The following is a 22606-nucleotide window of genomic DNA, read 5'->3' on the forward strand; positions in this document are numbered from 1 at the left end:
TAAGCAATGCGAGGAGGATGCAGAATGGATCAGAAAATAATGGATTGCTTCGCCAATCCGATTAAATGTAAGCTGCTGCTGGAAATATACGCTTCCGGTCAGACGACCGCAAAGCGTTTGTCGGAGCTATACAGCGATATTCCGCAGGCAACGCTGTACCGCTATTTGAAGCGGATGACAGACGAAGGGATCTTAAAAATCGTGGGAGAGAATCCGATCAGGGGAACTGTGGAGAAGACCTATGCCCTGGCTATCCCCTTGGGCGAAGGGATAGAGGATATCGTAAGCTCCAATTCCGGGGAGGCGTTTATGCTGCTCTTTATGAACTATATGCTGGGACTCGTCAAGCAGTTTCAGGAGTACTGCAAACGTCCGGATATCGATATCATGGAGGACCATCCAGCTTTTACCATGGCCCCTGTCTATGCAACCAATGAAGAGTTGGAAGCTGCGGTTGGGGAGTTCGCGCGAATCATCGAGCCGCTGCATCATAACCCGCCGGCTCCGGGCAGAAGGCTGAGAACCATCGGCCTTATCGTGACACCACCCGAGACATATAATGAGTAAATCAGAGACGGCTCTTTCCGGAAACACCGTATCATGCTGACAGCAGAGGGGCGGAAATTTTTGGAAGAGCCGTTCTATTGACTTATTGTTATCAATATGATAATATTATAAAAATGATGATGATATCATGATGATATAAAACAATGGAGGATATTATATGGATGTACTCATGGCCAACTTACCGCTTTTTATCCCGCTTATCATTGCCGAAGTGATCCTGGCAGTCACGGCGCTCATTCATGTGTTACGCCATCCGCATTACCGGTTTGGAAATAAAATCATGTGGGCTTTGATCGTGCTTTTCATTCAGGTGATCGGGCCGATCGCGTATTTCGTCCTGGGACGAGGGGAGGAAAAATGAATATTCTTACGATAGAGGATTTGTCTAAAAGCTTCGGAGGACAGAAGGTGATCGATCGTCTGAAACTTTCCGTGCCGGAAGGGGCCGTATTTGGATTTATTGGCCAAAATGGGGCGGGAAAGACAACGACTATGAAAATGGTATTGGGTCTTTTGAAAGCCGACTGCGGGAGTATTACCGTCTGCGGGGAGCCGGTGGAGTATGGAGGGACAGCGGCCAACCGCCATATCGGCTATCTGCCGGATGTCCCGGAATTTTACACGTACATGAATGCCGTCGAATATCTTGCGCTCTGCGGCGAGATTTCGGGGCTTCCAAAGGAAGAGACGAAAAACAGGAGCCATGAACTCCTGAACCTTGTGGGACTGGAGGGCGTGAAGAAACGGATCAGCGGTTACTCCCGCGGCATGAAACAGCGTCTCGGCATCGCGCAGGCGCTGCTGTCACAGCCGCGCCTGCTGATCTGTGACGAGCCGACAAGCGCCCTCGATCCCGTAGGGCGGAAGGAGATACTGGATATTTTGATGAAGATAAAAGGCACCACGACGGTGATATTTTCGACGCATATCCTGTCGGATGTCGAGCGGATCTGTGACCGTGTCGCCGTATTGCACAGGGGCGGCATTGCAGTCAGCGGAACGCTTCCTGAGATCAGGGCGCTGCATGGGCGGGACAGCCTGCTGCTGGAGTTTTCCGGCAGTGATGATATCCATACATTTGCGGCCAATGAGCAGATCGTTCCCCTGCTGGAACACACGGAGATGAAAGAAAGGGAAATGATCCTGCATGGAACGGACATGGACCGGATTCAGCATCGCGTTATTGCGGCACTGGCAGAGACGGAGATTTGTCCGCTCAAAATGGAGCTTATGGAGCCGACACTTGAAAATTTATTCCTGGAGGTGGTGAAATGAGTGGGATGGCCGCGTTTACGAGAAAAGAACTGGTGGAGAATGTTCGCACCTACCGTATGTTTCTGATGCTTGCCCTGTTCTTTTTCTTTGGAGTATCGAGTCCGCTGCTGGCGAAATTCACTCCTCTTCTCATTGAAACATTTGCAGTGAATATGGAGATAACGGTGAAGGAACCAGGCGCGGCGGACGCATGGATGCAGTTCTATAAAAATGTGTCCTCTCTCGGCCTGAGCCTGATGATCATTCTGTTCAGCAGCAGCCTGTCCGGGGAATACGCAAAGGGCACGCTGACGATCATGTTCACGAAAGGCCTGTCCCGCAGGGCGGTAGTTCTCTCAAAATTTACTTCCTCCGCGGTGATTATGACGGTGAGCTACTGGCTCAGTTTTGCTGTCGCCTGGGCATATACCGCATATCTGTGGCCGGGAGAGGGCTTTAAACACCTTCTGCTGTCAGCCTTTGTGGTGTGGCTCACCGCGCTGCTGTACTTATGTATTCTTATGCTGGGCTGTGTGATGTTCCGTCAGGCCTTTACCGCCATACTGTTTCTGCTGGTGTTCACCGTCGTGATGGGACTTTTGAGCATGACGCCGCTGCTGGAAGGCGTCAGCCCATCTTTTCTTGTCATGAAAAATGTAGATCTGCTCACCGGAGAAGCGGCAGCTTCCCAGTTTATATTTCCTGGGATTCTTACCGTAATTCTGTCGGCGGTACTGCTGCTGCTGTCTGTTATGGTGTTTAACAGAAAGGCGTTATGAAAGTCAGGCGGCTTTGAAATATTCTTCAAGGCCGCCGGATTTTGTGCGTTGCTGTACAGTTTTTATTTCCTAAATTTATTCTATCTTTCCTAAATTCGCTCCACCACAATCCTTTCCCCAGAAGAAACCGGCACCACTCGTCCGCCGTACTCCAGTGTGGGGGAAATCCTTTCATCGCAGTGAATCACAAATTCAATCACTTTTTCGTGTTTTACGTAGCTCACTTCAATCACACCATAAATTGTGGTGATTTTCCCTTCCGCGTAATCCAGGCCATCGACGATGGCCGGACGGATTTGTATTTCATTTTTTCCGCAGTATTGAATCCCTAACAGATTCGAGAACAGATAACGGGTCACAGCTCCGAACATGGGGTGGTTTTTCGATTCTTTCATGTCCAGGAACGATTCCCACAGCGTCGTGCCGCCCGCTCTCCGAATCGCTTCAAAGGAGCAGGGGCCGTCTGCCGTTAAAAGATGATAGGCCGTCTGTGCATAACCGTGCTGAAACAGAACACGAATGAGGATATCTGTGCCGAAGATGCCAGTGTCGAATTCGTTCATAGCGGCATACTTCTCATTTAGAGCATCGAGCATCCCGGCGTTTGCCAGACCGAGATCCGCGGCGTAGGCGTCTGCGGCCTGAACACCGCCGCAGAAGGTATTTTCCTCCTCGCTGTAGTAATGGCGGACCAGGATCTCTTTCTTTTGTTCAGCCGTCTCTTCCAGATGTTTTTTCTCCTCAGGCAGACCCAGTATCTCTGCAATCTCTGCGGCAGTCCGCAGTGCCTTGATGTAAAAATACGTGTTGACAAAGGGGATCGGAAGAAGGATTTCCTGTGTGGTGTTCCAGTCGCCGAGGCACCAGCCGCCGGGCTCCCCATAGGAGACAAGGCCGTCTTCGCTTCGGCTTTCCAGGTACTCAAACCAGTGAAGCATGGGGCCAAAGCTATCCTTCAGGATGTCGATGTCCTGATAGTGGACGTAATACTGGTAGGGTACCTCGACAATTGCGGCGCCCCAGGCCGCCGGGCCGCCGCCGCCTCCCTGGAATGGGGCGGTGTGCTGTACCCGTCCGCTCGTCTGATCCTGGCAGTCCAGGACGTCACGAATCCATTTGCGGTACAGTCTCTTTCCAGCCAGCGTAAGCATTACGGTGCGGCACCCCAGCTGGCCGTCGCCGGTGTAGCCTAAACGCTCCCGGTTAGGTGTGTCTAAGGGGACGCCGGAGTGCATGTTGGACAGCTGTGTTCTTATGTAGGCATCATACAGCCAGTTCAACGTCTCATTGCTGCATCGGAAACTGGATGTCTGCGCAACATCCGCATGGACTACGGCACATAGAAATGGTGAATCGCCGCTGACATTCCGATGACCGGTTACTTCAAAATAACGGAAAGCCTGCCAGCTGAATTTGGGATGTACGGTCTCCTGAAGACCATTGCCGGTATATTCCGCAGCCTGAATCTGGCTGTCGCCGCCGCTGGACAGAAAGTCCAATTCTCCGGTGGGAGAAAGTTCGTCGGAATGCAGAATTTTTATCGTCTGCCCGTCCTTTAGAACGCCGTTTACAACGACCCAGCCGCTTATATTTTCACCGGCATCATAGATGGCCCGGCTTTCATCTGAATACAGCAGTTTGGGAACCATAGTCCGGATCATTCTGTCGCCAGGACAGTCGGAAGGACATAACTGTGTTTCAAGCGGAGGGACGGCCGCTGCATTTTCCCAGTCGTTATCATCGAAGTCCGGGAGCTGCCAGCCGGGCTGTTTCAGGCGAAGATCGTGCTTCTCTCCAAAGAATAAGTTGTTGTATGTGACCTCGCTCCGGCTCCAGCACACGCTCTCGTCCGATACAATGATCCTGTCTTCCGCCCCTATAATCCGTATATGAAAGGTGAGCCGCGGTTCACCGAAGGACTGACGGCCCTCCACGATCCGGTCCTTCTGATTATACCAGCCGTTTCCCAGCGCGACCGCGATGGTATTGTATCCGTCCAGCAGATACTCCCCGATGGAATAGACGTCATAGTAGGTCCGGTGGGTGAACGTCCCTTTCATAGGGTATAAAAAGTTGGATATATCCCTGGGATGGTAGTCTGATGTCACCGGGATAAAGCATTCCTCATTTACTTTCCGGCCATTGATAAAAAGCTCGTAAAATCCGAGGCCGCAGATGGCGATCGACGCCTTATCCGGTTTTTTGACCTGAAAGGATTTTCGAAAGTACGGGGCGTCACAGGGGCCGGAGGCCTGTATCCAGTTTTCATTATCCAGATTTTCATATTCCAATGCCATATCGTTCAGTTTCATATTTTTTAGCTTTATATCCTCCAGTTCCATGCCTTTTGTTTCCATATCTTTCATTACCGTATCTCCTAATTCCATATCTTCCTCCAATCCATGAAATATTTTGTTAATCATAGTATAATGAGAGTAAAATTGTCCATGGAAAATCGGACACAACAGATGGAGAAATGAATGCAGGAGGCGGAACTCCCGTTCTTTAGTGTGAAATTTTCACCGTATCGCGGCAGCTTTTTCCATTCTAAAAACAGGGGCAGATATGATAGAATTTGGTCATAAAACACAAAAGGGAGGTTTACAAGATGAAACGCAGAACAATAGCACTCATGATGGCGGCAGCGGTTGCCGCAGGCAGTATGACAGGATGCGGCAGCAGCAAGACAGAGCAGACGAATCCGGAGACAGAGCAGACGACTGCAAAGGCGGAGGTGAAGGACACAGAGACAGAAACGTCCGGCGAGGGCGAGACAGAAGCGAAGGCAGAGGACGGCCAGTGGGAATATAAAGAAGCGACGCTGACGGCGTCCATCGGTACCGATCTGGCGCCGGCGGGATACCAGGCAGTATTCGATCTGGCGGAAGAGAAACTGGGAATTCACGTGGAAGTAGAAGTGCGGGGCGGCGGAGACAACGGTGACGCCATCATCAAGACGCGGCTGGCATCCGGCGATATGGCGGATCTCTGCGGAACCAACTCGGGAGCACTGCTTTCCGCACTCAACCCGGCAGAGTATTTCATCGATATCACCAATGAGGACTGGGCGGACAGGCTGGATGACACGTATAAGCAGGCGGTCACCATTGACGGCGTGGTATACGGAATCCCAACCTCATCGGCAAAGGGCGGCGTAATCTTATATAATAAGAACGTTTACGAAAAATACAACCTGGAAGTTCCCAAGACATGGGACGAGTTCTTACATAACTGTGACGTTTTAAAAGAAGCCGGGGAAGTGGCTTTGATTGGTTCCTATGCGGATCAGTGGACGACTCAGTTCCCATTCCTGGGGGATTACTACAACGTTATGGTGAAGGAACCGGACTTTGCGGAGAAATTCGAAAAGGGTGAAATCAAGTTTGCTACCAACGAAGCGGGACTGCGCAGCTGGGAGAAATTAGCGGATACCACTCCGTATTACAACGATGACTATATGGCTACGACTTATAACGATGCCTGTGACATGATCGTGACAGGCGAAGGCGCGCACTATTTCTCCAGTTCGCAGGCACTCTCCAATATCTACGAGCTGTACGGGGATGAAGTGAACAATGTCAGGGCATTTGCCATTCCGGGTGACGATCCGGAGGAACAGGGTCTGACGGTATGGGAGCCGTCTTCCTGGTACGGCAACAAGAATTCCGGCAAGGTAGACGATATCAAGCGGTTAATGGAATTCATGATTTCCGACGAGGCTCTCGATGTCTATACGGCGGCTCTGCTTCCGGAAGGACCGTACTGCGTCAAGGGATACAAGCTGCCGGATAACGCCTACGACGCTGTTAAATTCGATCTGCAGCAGTACTTTGATTCAGGAAAGACCGGACTTGCACTGGAGTTTATCACGCCGGTAAAGGGCGCCGATTGTCCTGCAATCTGCCAGGAGCTTGGTACGGGACAGACGACTCCGGAGGAAGCGGCCGCGGCATACGATGAAGACTGTAAGAAACAGGCGGCACAGCTGGGACTGGATTGGTAATCAAAGCCCGCGGCCTGCGGGAATAGAGAAGAGCGAAAGGCGAAGCGTTCACTACCGGTGATACGCTTCGTTCTTTCTTAGACAGGAGAATAGTATGGATAAGAAAAAAATATATTCCACGTGGTTTCTGGTGCCGGCCATGGCCGTTTTTACCGTATTCTTTCTGATACCCCTGCTTCTTTCCCTGTATTTCAGCCTGACGATCTGGAACTTCGACGAGGTGAAATTCTGCGGCCTGCAGAATTTTAAGATGTTCTTTTCCGAACGGTCCCTGAATACGGGTGTGAAAAATACGATGATCTACGCGGTACTGACGTGCGGGGCCAAGGTGGTGCTCGGTTTTTTGATTGGTGTGTTCTTAACCAGCAGTATCAAGACAAAGAATCTGCTGCGGTCGATCGTATTTTTCCCAAACCTGGTATCTACCATTGCGGTGGGAATTACGTTTACCGCTCTGATGCATCCGTCAAAGGGCCTGATCAACAAGTGTCTGGGGCTGATCGGAATCCAGGGCATTGACTGGCTGGGCAATACGAAGCTGGCTTTATTTTCCGTAATCGGAACGGATGTATGGAAGGGCCTCGGCGTGGCCTCGGTGATCTTTATCGCTGGTATCCAGGCGATCGACAAGACGTATTATGAGGCCGCAGTGATCGATGGGGCGGATAAATGGAAACAGCTGCTTTATATCACGCTTCCTCTGGCCCGTCCGGCCATGAACTCGGTCATCATGTTATCTTTTATCGGCGGAATGAGGAGCTTTGACCTGATCTGGGCGATGACCGGAGGCGGACCCGGATATGCGACGGAGGTGGTCGCATCCGCGGTATATAAGCAGTATGCGGCGGGGTATTACGGCCTTTCGACGGCAGGGAATGTGATTATGTTCCTGATGATTGCGGTTCTGGCCTATCCGCTTCAGAAATTCTTATTGAGCAGGGAGGTGGACTGATATGACACGTAAAAAAAGAGTGAGACTGCTTGGCGATGTGATTGGCCTTTTGGTGGCGGGAACCATCTTTGTAGTTCCGTTCATCTTCATGCTGGTCAGCTCCTTAAAGGAGCGGCGGGAGGCCAATCTGCTGCAGCTGTCCCTTCCTAAAGTGTTTCAGTGGGAAAATTATCTGGAAGTGATAAAGGCCAACAACTATCTGCTGATCCGGTCCTTTAAAAACAGCGCCGTGCTCACGGCAGGCTCGGTCATTCTTCTGATTGTGGTCTGCTCCATGGCCGGATACGTACTCCAGAGAAGAAGGGATCGCCTGACAGGCATTGCAAACAGCATTATTTTATCGGGACTCATGGTACCGCCGGCCATTCTGCCAACGATCTGGGTCATGAAGGGACTGCACCTATATAAGACGCTTCCGGGTATGATGCTGATTGAATGCGCGCTGCAGATTCCGTTTACCATCATGCTTTACCGGGGCTTTGTGGGCTCCATTCCGCTGGAGCTGGAGGAGGCGGGATACATCGACGGATGTACCAGAACCCAGATGTTTACGAAGATTATTCTTCCCCTGTTAAAACCGGTAACCTCCACCGTCATCATCTTAAATGCGGTAGCCGTATTTAATGATTTCACCAATCCCCTCTATTTCCTGCCCGGAACGAAAAATGCCACGATCCAGCTGACGCTGTTTAATTTTATCGGACGGTATTCCAGTTCTTACAATCTGCTGTTTGCCAACGTGATCATGATTACGCTCCCCATGCTGGTGCTGTTTCTGTTCTTTAACAAAAGAATTGTGGATGGCATGGTGGCCGGTTCGGTCAAAGGATAATCTGGTACTTGATTAATTGCAGGAGGATAGGTAAACTTAAGTTACTTATTTTGGATTGAATTATAGGAAGAGGTTACTTTTATGAAATTTCGCACCCGTATGATTTTGGTTTATTCGGCGTTTGTCTTGTCGGCGGCTGTTTTGCTGGGCGGATTCTTTTACTACTCCAGCGTGAAGCGTTCCGTTAATCAGGAACTTCGGAATCTGGAAGATATGTCGAGGCAGCTGACGCAGCAGTACGAGGAGTCCATCAAGGCGATGAAAAATGTAAGCCATTACGTTTTAAGCGACGTGGATGCCCTGGAGGCCATACGGAAATTGTCGGTATTTCCAAAGGATGCCGACTACGTTTCCCTGTATTTTAACGAGGCGGCCCGAGTGGTGCGAAATATACTCAATACCGATTACTTCATCAGTAATTTTTACAGGATTCTTTTTTACAATAAAAATGGAGTGGTGATAGCGACAACCCACGAAGAACGGAAGATGAACGCGGGAATGAATCTGGACGCCCTGCCATGGAAGGACCAGCTGGATTCGGTCGGATACGGGCAGTTTGCAGTCATAGGCCCTCACGAGGACGACTGGGGGGAGAAGAAGCAGAATGTCTTTTCTGTAGTAAAGGAAATCCAGGGGAATAATCTGGGCTATATCGAGGTCCAGAGGACGGAAGACTCGCTGCGGACCCTGTTTGCTATCTCCAATCCGGAGATAAAGGTCCTCCTTTTCGATGAAAAGGGGAATCTGTTGTTCAGCAATGAACGGTACGAAGGGGACTTGGGCTATGGGGATTTTTTAGCACAGGGGGATACGACTGCCAGGAGATACCGCAATTCCGTTACGGGAAATGACGAGTTTCTGGCGGGAAATGTGTCCGCAGAGACCGGCGCTGCGATTCTGGTGGCGGAACGGTACGACACGGTGCAGAGTGACCTGCGGTACATTTTTATGAGCACACTGCTTCTGGCGGCAAGCTTTATCGGAGTGGCCGTTCTCTATATTGTGGCGGCCTCCAATCATCTGGCCAGGCCGGTACAGGAACTGGCGGACTTAATGGAACGCACAAAGCTTACCAATATCACGGAAAATGTGGAGCTGAAGACCTCCAGCAATGAGATCGAGCTGCTGCGGCAGTCCTATGAAAACATGCTGAAGCGTCTGGACAGCGCTATTTTAAAGGAAAAGCGAACTTCCATGATCCAGCTCCAGGCCCAGTTTGACGCGCTTCAGGCGCAGGTGAATCCGCATTTTATCTATAATATCTTAAACGTCATCTCCAGCAGAGGCGTCCTGAATGATGACGACGTCATCTGTGAGATCTGCGACGGTCTTGCGTCCATGCTCCGCTATTCCACCAATACGAAGGAGCGGTATGCCACGGTGGAGAAGGAGGCCGATTATCTGGAGGCGTATATCAGGCTCCTAAAGTGCCGTTATGAGCATAAACTGGAGTACCAGATTACCATTCAGCCCGAGATAAAGGACTGTATTCTGCCGAAGCTGGTGCTGCAGCAGCTGGTGGAGAACAGCATTTCCCATGGGTATGAAAATGGTTATGAGATCATGCGCCTGGAGATCACAGGATGGCAGGACGATGAGGGCTGGTATATCAGGATTCGGGACAACGGGGATGGTTTCTCGGAGGAGGCGCTTCAGTACGTTAGGGACGAGATCATGAAATTAAGGATGCAGATCAGCTCCATACAGAGAAATGTGGAGCTGGAAATCGGGGGTATGGGCAACGCCAACAGCTTTGCCCGCCTGTATCTGCTGTATTCGGAACAGCTGATCTATCGCGCAGGTAATTACGAACAGGGAGCGGAAGTATTTTTCGGAGTTCGCAAAAGCAGTACTTTGGAGGGGGAGTCGTAATATGTACCGTATTCTAGTAGTGGATGATGAACCGGCGGCCATCAAGCATATCTGTAATATTATCGCCATCAAATGCCCGCAGTTCGAGGTGACCGCCACGGCGGAGCACGGCCAGGAAGCGCTTAAGCGGATGGAGGAGGATACGCCGGATATCCTGATCACGGATGTAAAAATGCCGGTCATGGATGGAATCGCGCTGGCCGAGCGTGTGAAGGAGCGCTATCCCGAGGTGCTGTCGCTGGTGGTGAGCGGGTATCAGGAGTTTGAGTATGCGAAGGCGGCCATACGGTCGGGCGTCTATGATTATCTGTTAAAGCCGATTAAGCCGTCTGCCCTGCAGAATGCATTAAACAGCATGGAGGAGGTGCTGGCTGAGCGTTATGCCAGAAAGCGGAATCTCCTGATGAAGAGCCTGTGCGAGAAGAACAGTGTCGATAGGAAACTGCTGGAGCGCTGCTTCCCGGCGGGGAAATATTACGCGGCGCTTGTGAGGCGAAATGGACTGCCGCGGCGGTATTCCGGCAATTCCGGCTTTGAGATATTTTCCGGCAGGGATGAGAAAATCTACCTCTATGGAAGAGATGAGATGGAGGCGATGTATCTCTATCCGGAAGATATTCTGTTTTACAAGAGCTTCTATCAGATCATCTCCGAGACAATCCGGCGGGAGCACGGCAACTCCAACTATGTGACCGGTATTATCCGGGAAACGCCGTTTTCCATCGGAGGTGCGGATGACGTCTTTTTAGAGCTGTACCAGCTTCTCGACAGCAATATCGTGATCGGCGCAAGCCAGATCCTGATTGCAGAGGAACTGAAAGAGGAAAAACGGAAGGGACAGGACGGACAGGAAACGACAGGCGGAGAGTTTCAGGCCCTGGAAAACTATATTCAAAAAGGTCAAAGAGAGAAAATCATATCGGCGGTGGCGGAGCTTTTTGACTGCTGGAAGCACACGAAGAGAACGCAGATGTATGTGGAAGCCCAGGTGAGATACCTTTTGATCCTGATGGATAAATCCGGCCTGCTCTCCGGAATGGAGCAGAGTACGGAGCGGATTCTGGATGATCTCTTTTTCTATGCGGAAGATTTGGATGAGGTTTCAGACTCGATACAAAACATGCTGATGCAGAAGATAAAGAAAGAACCGGCACAGCAGAAAATGGACACAGAGGAATTCTTTAAAAGGATCACCGGCTACATGGAGCGCCATCTGTCAGAGGAACTTTCCATGGGGAGACTGTGTAAAGAATTTGGCCTGTCGCCGACGTATTTAAATAAGCTGTTCCGCAAATACTCCGGCAGCTCCTTTAACAAGTGCCTGACTCTGGCCCGGATTCAGTGCGCCAGAGACTTAATGGATGAGGGAACCTCCGTCTATGTGAAGGATGTAGCCGCCAGAGCGGGCTATAACGACCAGTTCTATTTCAGCAGAATTTTCGCATCGGTGGTGGGTGTCAGCCCTTCCGATTATATGGAACGGGTTCAGAATCAGAAAAAGGAACAGGAGATACAAGGGAATGAACAGTGATTTGCAGCAGCGAATGGAAGCGGTTCTCGCAGACGCCCTGAATCAGCAGGAGATGAGCGGGGCCAGCGTCCTGGTAATGAAAGACGGAAAAACACTCTGCCGCCTGGAGGCAGGCTATGCGGACAGGAAGGCCGGCAGGAAGATAAAATGTGATACGATTTACCGCTTATATTCCATGACCAAGCCAATTACCGCCGTAGCCGCCATGATCCTGCTGGAGAGAGGAGAGCTGTGTTTGCAGACACCGGTTTACGAGTATATCCCCTCATTTTCCGGCGGAAAGGTGTGGCGTGACGGCCGTCTGGAAGAGGCCATCCGCCCGGTAACGATCCATGACCTGCTGAATATGACATCGGGGCTGTCCTACGGGGATTCGAATACGGAGACAGAGAGGCGGACCAGGGAGCTCTTCTGCGAGACGGAGCGCCGTCTGATCACAGAATCACCGATGACGACCCGGGAGTTTGCCGAAAAGGCGGGAGCGATCCCTCTTCTGTATCAGCCCGGCACCTCGTGGAAATACGGTATAGCCGCCGATATTATGGGGGCGGTCATCGAGACAGTTACGAATCAGACTCTGGGAGCGTTCATGAAGAGTGAGATTTTTGAACCGCTGGGTATGACGGATACCGGTTTTTATGTGCCGGAGGAAAAACAGCACCGCCTTGCAATGGCCTATGAGACGGGAACGGACGGGAAACTGAAGGAATACACCGGCAATTTCCTGGGAATCAACAACCGTATGAAGGGAAAAGCAGGATTCGAATCCGGAGGCGCAGGGCTGGCCTCCACCATCGATGATTATGAGCGGTTTGCCAGAATGCTTCTTCAAAAGGGGAGTTTTGAAGAGAGGCAGATTCTTCGGCCAGGGACGGTGGAATATCTGACAGGAGGCCGCCTTTTTGGAGATACGCTGTCAGAAAGCCCGCAGGGGAGCTTTGAACGCTGGTTCGGACAGCGCGGATTCAGCTACGGAAATTTTATGAGGGTATTGTGGAATCCGGGACAGGCCTCTGTTCTCGGCCGGCAGATGGAGTACTGCTGGGACGGATGGCTCGGCTGCAGCTTTGTGAACTGTCCCAGGGAACGGCTTACCTTTCTCGTGATGCAGCAGAAAAAGGATGCCGGAATGCTTGTTACGAGGCTGAAAAATGTATTATTTTCACACGATTTATCATGATGTGGAGAGGAATCCCATCACAGAAAGGAAAACAAGATGTTTTTAACTCATGAGAAATTAACCGTTTATACGGAGGAAATATGGAGCAGGAGATATGAGGAGACCGTGGAAGTATTCCCCTTTGTCTCCAAAGACGCCGGCTGTGAGACCGATGAGGTTCTGTCCCGGTATCCGGGGCGCCTGACCGGCGGGGAATTGGTCCGGAAGGGAGAATTCTTTATCGGGCGTGACCGCTATCTGTGGCTGCAGGCGGATGCTGCGGTTCCGGAGAAACGGGAGGGGAGCCAGATCATGGGAGTCTTCGACTTCGGCAAGACGGGGGAGGGGTTCAACAGTGGTTTCGAGTCCCTGCTGTTTATCGACGGGAAGCCGTACCAGGGAGTGGACACGTTCCACAATGAGGTGATTCTGGAACCGTTTGCCGGCAAGACTATAGAGCTGACGTTTCTGCTCTGGACCGGCTTGGAGGGAGGCGGTGTCCGCACCGGGCAGATCCACCGTTTTAAGAAGGCGGGAATTGGATATCTGAATCTGGCCGCGGACCGTTTCTTCTACCATTCCGATGCTGTTGTTAAGAGCGCTGCGCTGATGCCGGAGACTGGCACCGAGAAGGAGGCCATCCTGACTGCCTTAAACGATGCGTACACGCTCATTGACTGGGATCAGGACCGCTTTTATCCTACGGTGGAGGCGGCGCTGCGGCAACTGGAAGATGATTTCAAACAGATGGATAAGAGAAGTGACATCACGGTGCACTGCGTGGGCCATACCCATATCGATGTGGCATGGCTGTGGAGATTAAAGCATACCAGGGAAAAGGCAATGCGTTCCTTTTCCACCGCTCTCAGGCTCATGGAACAGAATGAGGACTTTCTGTTTTTGCAGAGCCAGCCTCAGCTTTACCAGTATATCAAACGGGATTGCCCCGAGATTTACGAACAGATTAAAAAACGGATTGCGGAAGGGAAATGGGAAGTGGACGGCGGCATGTGGCTGGAAGCCGACTGCAATATCACCTCCGGCGAGGCGCTGGTACGCCAGTTCCTGCATGGCTGCAATTTTATCAAAGAGGAATTCGGCCGCGAATGCACGCATCTGTGGCTTCCGGATGTGTTCGGATACAGTTGGGCGCTGCCTCAGATTCTGAAGCAGTGTGGGATTCAGACATTTGCAACCACGAAAATCAGCTGGAATGATGTGAACCGGATGCCGCATGACCTCTTCTGGTGGCGGGGAATCGACGGAAGCGAGATACTGACCTATTTCATTACAACGCCGTATGAAAGCTCAGAGCATAAGCACGGAGCGACGTATAACGGAAAGCTGACGCCGTTCGAGATATTCGGAAGCTGGGAGCGGTTCCGGGATAAGAACCTGACGAAGGATGTGCTGATCCCCTTTGGCCACGGGGACGGCGGCGGTGGAGTGACAACGGGAATGTTAAAGAGCAGGCGGTCCATGGATATGCTTCCCGGAGTGCCCCATGTGGTGAATGACACGGCAGGAGGCTATTTCCAGAAGCTTCACCGCGATATGGAGGAACGGAAGAGCCAGCAGCCGGTATGGGATGGCGAGCTGTATCTGGAATACCACCGCGGCACCTATACGTCTCAGGCGAAAAATAAGAGATGGAACAGGAAACTGGAGTGGAAGCTGGCGGAGACGGAATGGCTGGCCAGCCGCAGCCTTGCGGACGGGCAGGAATATCCGCAGGAGGCCCTCCATCACGCATGGGAGATCGTTCTGCGCAATCAGTTCCATGATATCATTCCGGGATCCTCCATCCATGAAGTCTATGAAGATTCTGAAAAGGAATACCGGGAGGCGGACCGGCTGCTTAACGAGACGAGAGCCGTTCTTCTCGCCGGTCTTACGGACAACAGCGACAACTACTGGACGCTCTGGAATTTCAGCAGCTATAGCAGAAACGATCTGGTCCGGATCGAAGAGCCGCGGGAGGGCCGGTTTACGGAACTCGACGGAACACTGATAAACGCATGCCGTGACAGCAGCGGTTACTGGCTGCAGGCCAGTATGCGGGGACTGGAGATGCGGAGTATTTGTTTCCTGCCGGGGGCGATCGGAGCCAGGCAGGAAGACGACGGATGGAGAGAAGACAGACAGAAAGAATCCGGGCAGAAAGCAGATGGACAGGAAACAGGCAGAAGGGAAGAAAACGTTCGGAAAGAGGCGGTTTGGAATCGTTCGGCTGTTGTCTCTGAGAACGCGGCCGAGACGCGGTATTACCGGATCCGCTGGAATGACAGGGGACAGCTGACCTCTGTCTATGATAAGGAAAACGAGCGTGAGGTGCTGAAGGGCGAAGGAAACCGCCTGGAGATCTTCGAGGATAAGCCCATGCGGTTTGACGCCTGGGATATAGACATCTTTTACATGGAAAAGGTTGAGAACGCGGAGCTCACAGATCCGCCGGTGCTTTTGGAAAATAACGAATTGAGGACGGTGATCCGGTTCTCTTACGTATACCGGAAATCAACCATCGTGCAGGACATGATCCTGTATGGCAACAGCCGCCGCATTGATTTTGAGACCACGGTAGACTGGCATGAGGACCACCGGCTCTTAAAAGCGGCTTTCGAGCTGGACATCAGGAGTACCAGGGCAGTATACGATATTCAGTTTGGCCATGTGGAGCGCCCGACTCACTATAATACCAGCTGGGATCAGGCAAAGTTCGAGGTGGCGGGCCACAAGTGGGCGGATATTTCCGACAGCGGCTATGGTGTCAGCCTGATGAATGACTGCAAATATGGCTATAGTGCCAAGGACAGTACGCTTAAACTCTCTCTTTTGAAGAGCGCGAAATTCCCGGATACGGAGGCAGACATGGGACTGCATACCTTCACCTATGCGCTTTATCCCCATGCGGGAACGGTGACGGAGGGAGGAACCATTCCGGAGAGTCTGAATTTAAACGTGCCGGTCGGCTCGTCAAGAGGCAGAGAGAAGGTGCAGACAGCAGGCAAAAGGATCGTATGGACGGATAATCCGTCGGTATTTGTGGATGCGGTAAAAAAGGCAGAAAGAGAAGAGTGCCTGATTGTACGTCTCCATGAAGTGTCAGGCAGCAGGCAGACGGTATCCGTCCGATCCAATTACCCCGTGAAGAAATGGGCCGTCTGCAACCTGCTGGAACAGGACTGCGGCGCCCAGGAAACCGATGAAATAACAGCGGTTTTACAGCCGTTTGAGATTCGGTCATTTAAAATCTGGCTCTGATAAATAACGGCGCCGCGCCCCGTGTTTAAAATTTCCCTCTTCTGCCAATACTTGTTAATAACAACTGGTGAAAGTGAGGAAAAGGTATGAGCAGGCGCTATCATGTGTATTCCCTGTCAGACCCCTCGAAGGCACAGCGAATTGTCGGCGAGATCGGAAAAATGGACGGGGTAAAGAAGGTGGACATTTCTGAGGACTTGAGGGAGATGGACATCGACGCGGATTCCGCGGAGTTCAGCGCGGTCATGGATCGGGTGGTGAACATCTGTAATAAGGTCTCTTATGGATGCGAAGTGAAATATAAGTTTTCATGAGCAGACGGTAAGCGGCGGAGAGGAGAAGAAATCCTCTCCGCCGTTTCTGTGTGGAAAAGGAAATTACCAATACCTTATAAATCAAAGTTGGAAAGTATTACCTCCTCCAAACCTGTTCACTATGTATTAAACTGTAACAGTTCAGACGGCGGGTAAAGAGGGCACTTCAATTGCATAATTAAAATAATTAAACAAAAATTCAGTGCTTTTTATGAAGCAATTAAAATGTATCCGGCAGCCCGCAGGGTAAAAGGGAGAGTACAGCGAGAAAAACACCAGAAAGATTGTAAAATTTAGTAAAATCATATTGACAAAACTTAATTCTTAGTGTATATTTTAAATATAATTTAATTGTTAATTAAATAAAAATTCAATAGTGTTTAACAAGGAGGAGAATCGTGAAAAGGAAATTAACAGCAGTTCTTACAGTTGCCCTGGCAGCGGGGATCATGGTAACGGGGTGTGGCAGTTCAGGTACGACGACAAAGGAAAGCGCAGCAACTACGGCGGGAGATACCACTGCAGCAGGAGATACTAAAGAAGCAGGAGACACTGCCACAGAGGCGGCGAAGAGCGGAGAGGTAACGACCATTCGTTTCTACGGATCCGACTCCGAGTACAACCAGAATATCGTAGCGGGCTTCCAGACAGAGAACCCGGATATTAAGGTTGAGATCGTACCGGTAGACTTCGATAACGCAGAGCAGATCATCAAGACAGGCATCGCTTCCGGTGATCCGGTCGACGTAAGCTTCTTCTGGGGCAGCCAGATCAATGCATTTACAGATGACAACATGGCATACGACATAACTCCGTACTTAACAGAAAACAACAATGAGTGGAAAGATACATTTGTTCCGGCATACATAGACGCAGGCATGGTTGACGGTAAGTACTACGCCGTAAGCTATCAGCCGGTTATCGAGACCATTTTCTATAACAAGGATTTATTTACTCAGTATAATGTAGAGATTCCAAAGACATGGGACGAATTTGTAGAAGCATGTAAAGTATTCAAGGACAACGGCGTATACGGCGTAGGCAACTGGAACGGCCAGAACCACCAGCTGCTTCAGTTCGCATACCAGTATATGGCAAATGACGGAACACTGGAAGAATACGTGGCAGGCAAAGGCGACTTCACACAGTGTGAAGGCTTGAAGAAATGTCTTGAGAACTGGAAATCCGTTTATGATGCAGGCTACTGGTATCCGGGCGAGGGCGCTTTAACCTCCACCAAGGACCAGACACAGGCAGCCTGGTATCAGGGCAAGGTAGCCATGCTGTTTGACGCAGGCTCCAACGCAGGCGAATACACAAAGAACAGCGAATTTGAAGTTGGCATCCTTCCCTTCCCATACGTAGCAGAAGGCGGAAAGTACGCGCTTAACACGGTAACAAACGCACTGTTCATTCCGGCCAATGCAAAGCATCCGGAGGAAGCGGTCCGTTTCATGAAGTACTATACCAGCGACGCAGGCATCGAAGAGATCATTAAGAGCGGAAGACTGCCAGCTACTATCTCCATGCAGGATAAGGTGGACAGCGAAATCTTAAAAGACCTTCTTGCAACCACGGTAGGCGACAATGTAGTCGGTTACAAGCAGATGCAGGGACTTTCTTCCGAGATCAATTCCTTCCTTCAGAATGATATGGTCGGCATGGTCTGCACAGGAACCAGTGTAGAAGACACACTGGAGCAGCTGGAAGATTTAAAGCAGGCAACCGTGAAAGGCGAATAAGGAAAGCAGTAAATACGCGCTGATAAGGGAGTGCTGACAGCGCTCCCTTTTTCCTTACATTGAGGTATAGAGTATGCAGAAATCAAAGAGAAAAATGAGCAATATCGAGAAAAAATATATGGTTGCAGGCTTTGCATTCCTGACGCCTGCTATTGTGATCTATCTTATATTTGCCGTCATCCCGTTTTTTGACAGTTTCATTCTGTCATTTCAGGAGTGGAGCGGTTTTGGACCGAGAACGTTTCTTGGTTTGAAGAATTATTTTTCCGCGTTCCGCGATAAAACGTTCCTCCTGGCCATCAGGAACAGCGTTTATCTCGGTGTGGCATCGGCGTTTTTCAGCGTGATCATAGGTGTTCTTATGGCATGGCTGCTTCTTTATGTAGGGAAAAAATGGGGCGGCTTCTTCCGGACCATCCTCTTTTCGCCCAGCATGATTCCGGCCGTCATCACGGCGCTTATCTTTGCGTTCGTCTATGAGCCGGAGATCGGTATTTTAAATAATATTCTGGGTACTCTCGGCTTGGAGAATTTACAGCATGCGTGGCTGACCAACAAGGGGACGGCGCTCAACTGTATTCTGTTCGTATCGGCATGGAAGCAGGTAGGACTTACCATGGTACTCTGTTTCGCAGGCATGCAGGGAATCGACAACTCCTTAATCGAGTCTGCAAGACTGGATGGGGCGACGGATTTCCAGATCTTTAAGAAGATTATTCTGCCGCTTATCATGGCGTTTGTCCAGCTTTCCACAATATTTGCAGTCATGAGCGGTCTTAAGATTTACGATACCGTAGTAGCACTCACCAATGGCGGACCGGCCAAGTCAACGACCGTTATGCCGTTATGGATTCTTCAAAACTCGTTCTCATTTAACAATTACGGTTATGGTTCCGCCATGAGTATGATTTTTGTTGTCATTGTTTTAATCGGCATGGTTGTGGTCAAGAAGCTGGTAAGAGGAGGTAACTATGAGCGATAGAATGTTCGGCATGAATAAATGGATGAAGGTGCTTGCCTATACTGTTCTGGGCATTTATACGGTTGTGGTTGCCTATCCGATTTTATTCATGTTTTTTACATCATTTAAATCAAATAAAGAGTTCTTCGTAAACTTGTTCGGCCTTCCGCAGAACGTGGAGATCATGAACTACGCCAAGGCGTGGAGTGTGGGAAAACTGGGTACCTATTTTGGAAACAGTGTAGTGGTCACCGGAGTTTCCGTAGCGGTTACCACGATTGTTTCACTGCTTGGCGGATATGCGCTGGCGAAGTTATACATACCGAAGGCAAACCTGATCATGGATGCATTTATGGTATTCAACTTTATCCCTGGCATTGCGATCTATATCTCCCTCTATTCCATGATGAGCAAGATGCATCTGACGGGTGGAAGAATCAGCCTGATTCTGCCTTATATCGCATGGCAGATTCCATTTTCCATGTATATCATTAAACAGTACTTTGAGACCATACCCGAGGAACTGATCGAGAGCGGGCGAATCGACGGCTGTACGGAATTCGAGGCGTTTTTCCATATTATGCTTCCGCTGGTGAAGCCGGCGATTGCGACCATCATCGTATTCACCTTTATCGGAAACTGGGGCGAACTGATGTGGGCCAACATTACGACGGCCTCCAACGCGCTGATTAAGACACTTCCCGTCGGTCTTCTGAATTTCAAGACGGAGATGGGCGTTGAATGGGGACAGTACACCGCGGGAATCTGCATGGTCACCCTTCCCCTGATGCTGGTATTCGGGTATTTCCAGAAATACTTTGTGTCAGGACTTACGAATGGCGCGGTAAAGGGATAGTTTAACTATAAAAAATGATGAGAGGGAACGCGAATGAGATATACAGATTATAAGTTTCACGTACCGGAAGAAAAGATTGTAAGGCTGATCGTGAATACCGATGCTAAGAACGAGGCGGACGACCAGTTTGCGATCGTCCAGGCGCTGCTAAGCCCGAAATTTGAAAATGCAGGCATGATTGCGGCTCATTATGGAACGAGACATGAGGATTCCATGGAGCGGAGCTTTAAAGAGCTGGAGGTTATCTTCGACAAGATGCATTTCCCGAAGGAAAACATGATTTTCCACGGCGCGCCTCATGCAATTCCCGACAAGACGACTCCGGTTGTGAGTGAAGGGGCGGAGCTGATTGTCAGAGAAGCCATGAAGGACGACGACCGTCCGCTGTTCGCAATCTTCTTAGGCCCGCTTACGGACCTGGCGAGCGCTCTTCTCATGGAGCCGAAGATCGCATCCAGGATGACGGCTATCTGGATCGGAGGCGGAAGGTATCCGGCTGGCGGCCCGGAGTTTAACCTGGGTAATGATATCAATGCGGCCAATGTGGTGTTCCAGAGTAAAATGGAGATCTGGCAGGTTCCGAAGAACGTTTATGAGATGATGCCGCTGTCACTGGCAGAACTGGAATATAAGGTAGCTCCGTACGGGGAAATCGGAGAGTACCTTCTGCAGCAGCTGGACGAACACGCGCAGGAGGAGGGGCCGAGAAACAGCGCCTTCCGCACCGGGGAGACGTGGGTCGTCGGGGACAGCCCGGCCGTGGGCCTGCTCTTATATGAGCACAGATTTGAGTTTGACTGGGTCGAAGCGCCGCTGGTGACGGAAGACATGGCCTATGTTCATACGAAACTGAACAGACCGATCCGGATTTACCATTCCATTGACAGCAGGCTGATCCTGGATGACTTCTTTGCGAAGCTGGCGCTGTTTCATGCGAAGCATCCGGAAGGATATAGCGGTTAAATGGATGCTGCGGAAAGAAGAGAATCTGTCATAAAATAAGAAAGGAGCTTTCAAGTCTGCCATGGCAGCGGCTTGAAAGCTCCTTTTGTTATTTTGAAGATCCCAAATTACCCAAAGAGCAGAGTGAACCCTGAAAGAGAAATCAGAGGCGTGCCAGCAGTTCCATCAATTCTCCGGTAGGAAGCGTCTCCTGTTGCGTTCCAAGTGTAAGGATCTCAGAAAGCACCTCGTAAAAACGAGTGATATCTGCCCGATCCAGCTCTGCCGTCTGATATTTGAAATAAAAATCCAAACCGCGGTTCTGAGGCGCATGCATCACCGTTAAGTAAAGCTTCTGAATATCCGCCCTGCTTGAGAACCACTCGATGTTCAGCGGGATGTGTTTTAAAAATGGGTTGGGAGAGGAGAGAGGAAGGGGCTGACAGGTCAATGCGGCTCCTTCATAGGTGGTAAGCGGCGGCATCCCGAAGGTATCGGCAAACAGCGCATTTACCTGTTCCGGATCGAAGTCGGCGTGGCGGTATATGCCGTTTTGATAAGCCTTTATCTGCCGTATCCCATCCAGAAAAGTGGCTTCCGGCAAAACTACGGTCCTGCAGGGGTAGCAGTGAATCCGGCAGCCGCCGCAGGTACGGCTCTGCCTGGAAGAGCGGCGGGATACGTAATTGCGGAGGCTGATGTCCGGTTCTCCATCATTGGCAAAGGACAGCGCAGTGCGCATGGCCATGAGCAGCAGATTAGCCATGGACACGGAATGCTTCCGGCAGTATGCTTCCAGCCGGGCAGCCTCCTTTTTCGGCAGAGTGAACTTCTCCATATCGCCGTCCATGGGCTGTATGATCCGGTCGGCAGCGCGCAGGCCGGGAAGGCCGTGGCTGATCCGGCTTTGCATCAGTTTCCGGGAGCCGCCTATATCTGTGTAGATGGGCTCGCCTGCGGACAGCAGCTGCCTCCAGAAGGCGCTGTCCCTTTCCCTGCGCAGCGGATCCTGTTCCCGCCGTAAATCTGACTGCAGAACCTCTTCATAACACGCCGGCATGTCTGGCGCCGGCGATCCGTAAAGGTAATGGCAGTACAGCTGGAACGTATCATTCATCATAAAAATCAGTCCGCAGGAATCCATGATGCGGTGATCGATACAGAGGTAAAGGCCGTTCCAGCCGCCTGGAAGGGATACCATGACAAAACGCAGGAGGGGGGAATCCGCTTCGTCAAAGCCAAGAGTGCTCCAGTGATTCATCAGAGCCTTGATCTCCGGGGCGCTTTTATCCTTTAAGTTTTCATATATAATGTCAGGGGAACTCTCCGGGACAATATACTGCCGGATTCCACCGTCTCTGTTCGGCGGCGTGAACTGGACCCGCAGGCACTCAAGACGCCGGACTTCTTCTTTCAGGCATTTTTCTAACAGGGAAAAGTCTACGGGAGCATGTAAGGAAATGCACACTCCAATGGTTAAAATCTGGGCTGTGCCGAATTCTTCAAGGGCCTGCTGGAGCATGCGCTGGGAAGAGGTGAGGGGAAAAAGGGTATTAGTCATGTGGCCACGCTGCCTTTCCG

The 22606-nt window shown here is 50.8% G+C and carries 18 protein-coding genes; 16 read left to right on the forward strand and 2 right to left on the reverse strand.

Annotation, left to right across the window (positions count from 1 at the left end):
- The first annotated feature begins 24 nt into the window (after positions 1 to 24).
- The 4 genes from M1L66_RS06575 (at position 25) to M1L66_RS06590 (ending at position 2600) form a co-directional block, all read left to right on the forward strand.
- Positions 25 to 567 (forward strand): hypothetical protein, encoded by a 543-nt coding sequence (locus M1L66_RS06575; protein WP_002601276.1) that lies wholly within the window; start codon positions 25 to 27, stop codon positions 565 to 567.
- Between the two features lie 157 nt (positions 568 to 724).
- Positions 725 to 928, forward strand: coding sequence for a PLDc N-terminal domain-containing protein (locus tag M1L66_RS06580; RefSeq protein WP_002601275.1), 204 nt, complete (start codon positions 725 to 727; stop codon positions 926 to 928).
- Positions 925 to 1842 (forward strand): ABC transporter ATP-binding protein, encoded by a 918-nt coding sequence (locus M1L66_RS06585; protein WP_187022480.1) that lies wholly within the window; start codon positions 925 to 927, stop codon positions 1840 to 1842. The genes M1L66_RS06580 and M1L66_RS06585 overlap by 4 nt, the downstream gene beginning before the upstream one ends.
- The gene (locus M1L66_RS06590; RefSeq protein WP_187022479.1) at positions 1839 to 2600 is read left to right on the forward strand and encodes an ABC transporter permease; all 762 of its coding nucleotides are present in this window, start codon (positions 1839 to 1841) and stop codon (positions 2598 to 2600) included. The genes M1L66_RS06585 and M1L66_RS06590 overlap by 4 nt, the downstream gene beginning before the upstream one ends.
- Positions 2601 to 2689: 89 nt before the next feature.
- On the opposite strand, the gene M1L66_RS06595 is transcribed toward M1L66_RS06590, so the two are convergent.
- Positions 2690 to 4987, reverse strand: coding sequence for a family 78 glycoside hydrolase catalytic domain (locus M1L66_RS06595; RefSeq protein ID WP_434691623.1), 2298 nt, complete (start codon positions 4985 to 4987; stop codon positions 2690 to 2692).
- Between the two features lie 221 nt (positions 4988 to 5208).
- Between M1L66_RS06595 and M1L66_RS06600 the strand changes: the two genes are divergently transcribed.
- The 12 genes from M1L66_RS06600 (at position 5209) to M1L66_RS06655 (ending at position 21046) form a co-directional block, all read left to right on the forward strand.
- The gene (locus M1L66_RS06600) at positions 5209 to 6603 is read left to right on the forward strand and encodes an ABC transporter substrate-binding protein (protein WP_117621524.1); all 1395 of its coding nucleotides are present in this window, start codon (positions 5209 to 5211) and stop codon (positions 6601 to 6603) included.
- A gap of 94 nt (positions 6604 to 6697) precedes the next feature.
- Positions 6698 to 7555 (forward strand): carbohydrate ABC transporter permease, encoded by an 858-nt coding sequence (locus M1L66_RS06605; protein ID WP_002601270.1) that lies wholly within the window; start codon positions 6698 to 6700, stop codon positions 7553 to 7555.
- A gap of 1 nt (position 7556) precedes the next feature.
- A complete protein-coding gene (locus M1L66_RS06610) occupies positions 7557 to 8387 on the forward strand; it encodes a carbohydrate ABC transporter permease (protein WP_002601269.1) in 831 nt (276 codons plus the stop codon).
- An 81-nt stretch (positions 8388 to 8468) separates the two neighbouring features.
- On the forward strand, positions 8469 to 10259 hold the full coding sequence (locus M1L66_RS06615) for a cache domain-containing sensor histidine kinase (RefSeq protein WP_187022474.1): 1791 nt from the start codon (positions 8469 to 8471) through the stop codon (positions 10257 to 10259).
- A gap of 1 nt (position 10260) precedes the next feature.
- Complete coding sequence (locus M1L66_RS06620) at positions 10261 to 11790, forward strand: response regulator (RefSeq protein WP_434691628.1); 1530 nt, start codon at positions 10261 to 10263, stop codon at positions 11788 to 11790.
- On the forward strand, positions 11780 to 12970 hold the full coding sequence (locus M1L66_RS06625) for a serine hydrolase domain-containing protein (protein WP_187022472.1): 1191 nt from the start codon (positions 11780 to 11782) through the stop codon (positions 12968 to 12970). The genes M1L66_RS06620 and M1L66_RS06625 overlap by 11 nt, the downstream gene beginning before the upstream one ends.
- 36 nt (positions 12971 to 13006) lie before the next feature.
- Positions 13007 to 16210: an alpha-mannosidase gene (locus tag M1L66_RS06630; RefSeq protein WP_434691631.1), complete on the forward strand. Its 3204-nt coding sequence runs from the start codon at positions 13007 to 13009 to the stop codon at positions 16208 to 16210.
- An 86-nt stretch (positions 16211 to 16296) separates the two neighbouring features.
- Positions 16297 to 16524: a hypothetical protein gene (locus tag M1L66_RS06635; protein WP_110325118.1), complete on the forward strand. Its 228-nt coding sequence runs from the start codon at positions 16297 to 16299 to the stop codon at positions 16522 to 16524.
- 398 nt (positions 16525 to 16922) lie between these two features.
- On the forward strand, positions 16923 to 18266 hold the full coding sequence (locus tag M1L66_RS06640) for an ABC transporter substrate-binding protein (protein ID WP_187022469.1): 1344 nt from the start codon (positions 16923 to 16925) through the stop codon (positions 18264 to 18266).
- Between the two features lie 73 nt (positions 18267 to 18339).
- Positions 18340 to 19248 carry a carbohydrate ABC transporter permease gene (locus tag M1L66_RS06645; RefSeq protein WP_002601259.1) on the forward strand — a complete coding sequence of 303 codons (909 nt, stop codon included), beginning with the start codon at positions 18340 to 18342 and terminating at the stop codon, positions 19246 to 19248.
- Positions 19238 to 20083 carry a carbohydrate ABC transporter permease gene (locus M1L66_RS06650; protein WP_110325120.1) on the forward strand — a complete coding sequence of 282 codons (846 nt, stop codon included), beginning with the start codon at positions 19238 to 19240 and terminating at the stop codon, positions 20081 to 20083. The genes M1L66_RS06645 and M1L66_RS06650 overlap by 11 nt, the downstream gene beginning before the upstream one ends.
- 33 nt (positions 20084 to 20116) lie before the next feature.
- The gene (locus M1L66_RS06655) at positions 20117 to 21046 is read left to right on the forward strand and encodes a nucleoside hydrolase (RefSeq protein WP_055659534.1); all 930 of its coding nucleotides are present in this window, start codon (positions 20117 to 20119) and stop codon (positions 21044 to 21046) included.
- A 142-nt stretch (positions 21047 to 21188) separates the two neighbouring features.
- Here M1L66_RS06655 and M1L66_RS06660 read toward each other — a convergent pair whose 3' ends face one another.
- Positions 21189 to 22586 (reverse strand): condensation domain-containing protein, encoded by a 1398-nt coding sequence (locus M1L66_RS06660; RefSeq protein WP_434691636.1) that lies wholly within the window; start codon positions 22584 to 22586, stop codon positions 21189 to 21191.
- Positions 22587 to 22606 lie beyond the last annotated feature (20 nt).

It is taken from the genome of Hungatella sp. SB206 (genome assembly GCF_051132295.1).
Classification (GTDB): domain Bacteria; phylum Bacillota; class Clostridia; order Lachnospirales; family Lachnospiraceae; genus Hungatella; species Hungatella effluvii.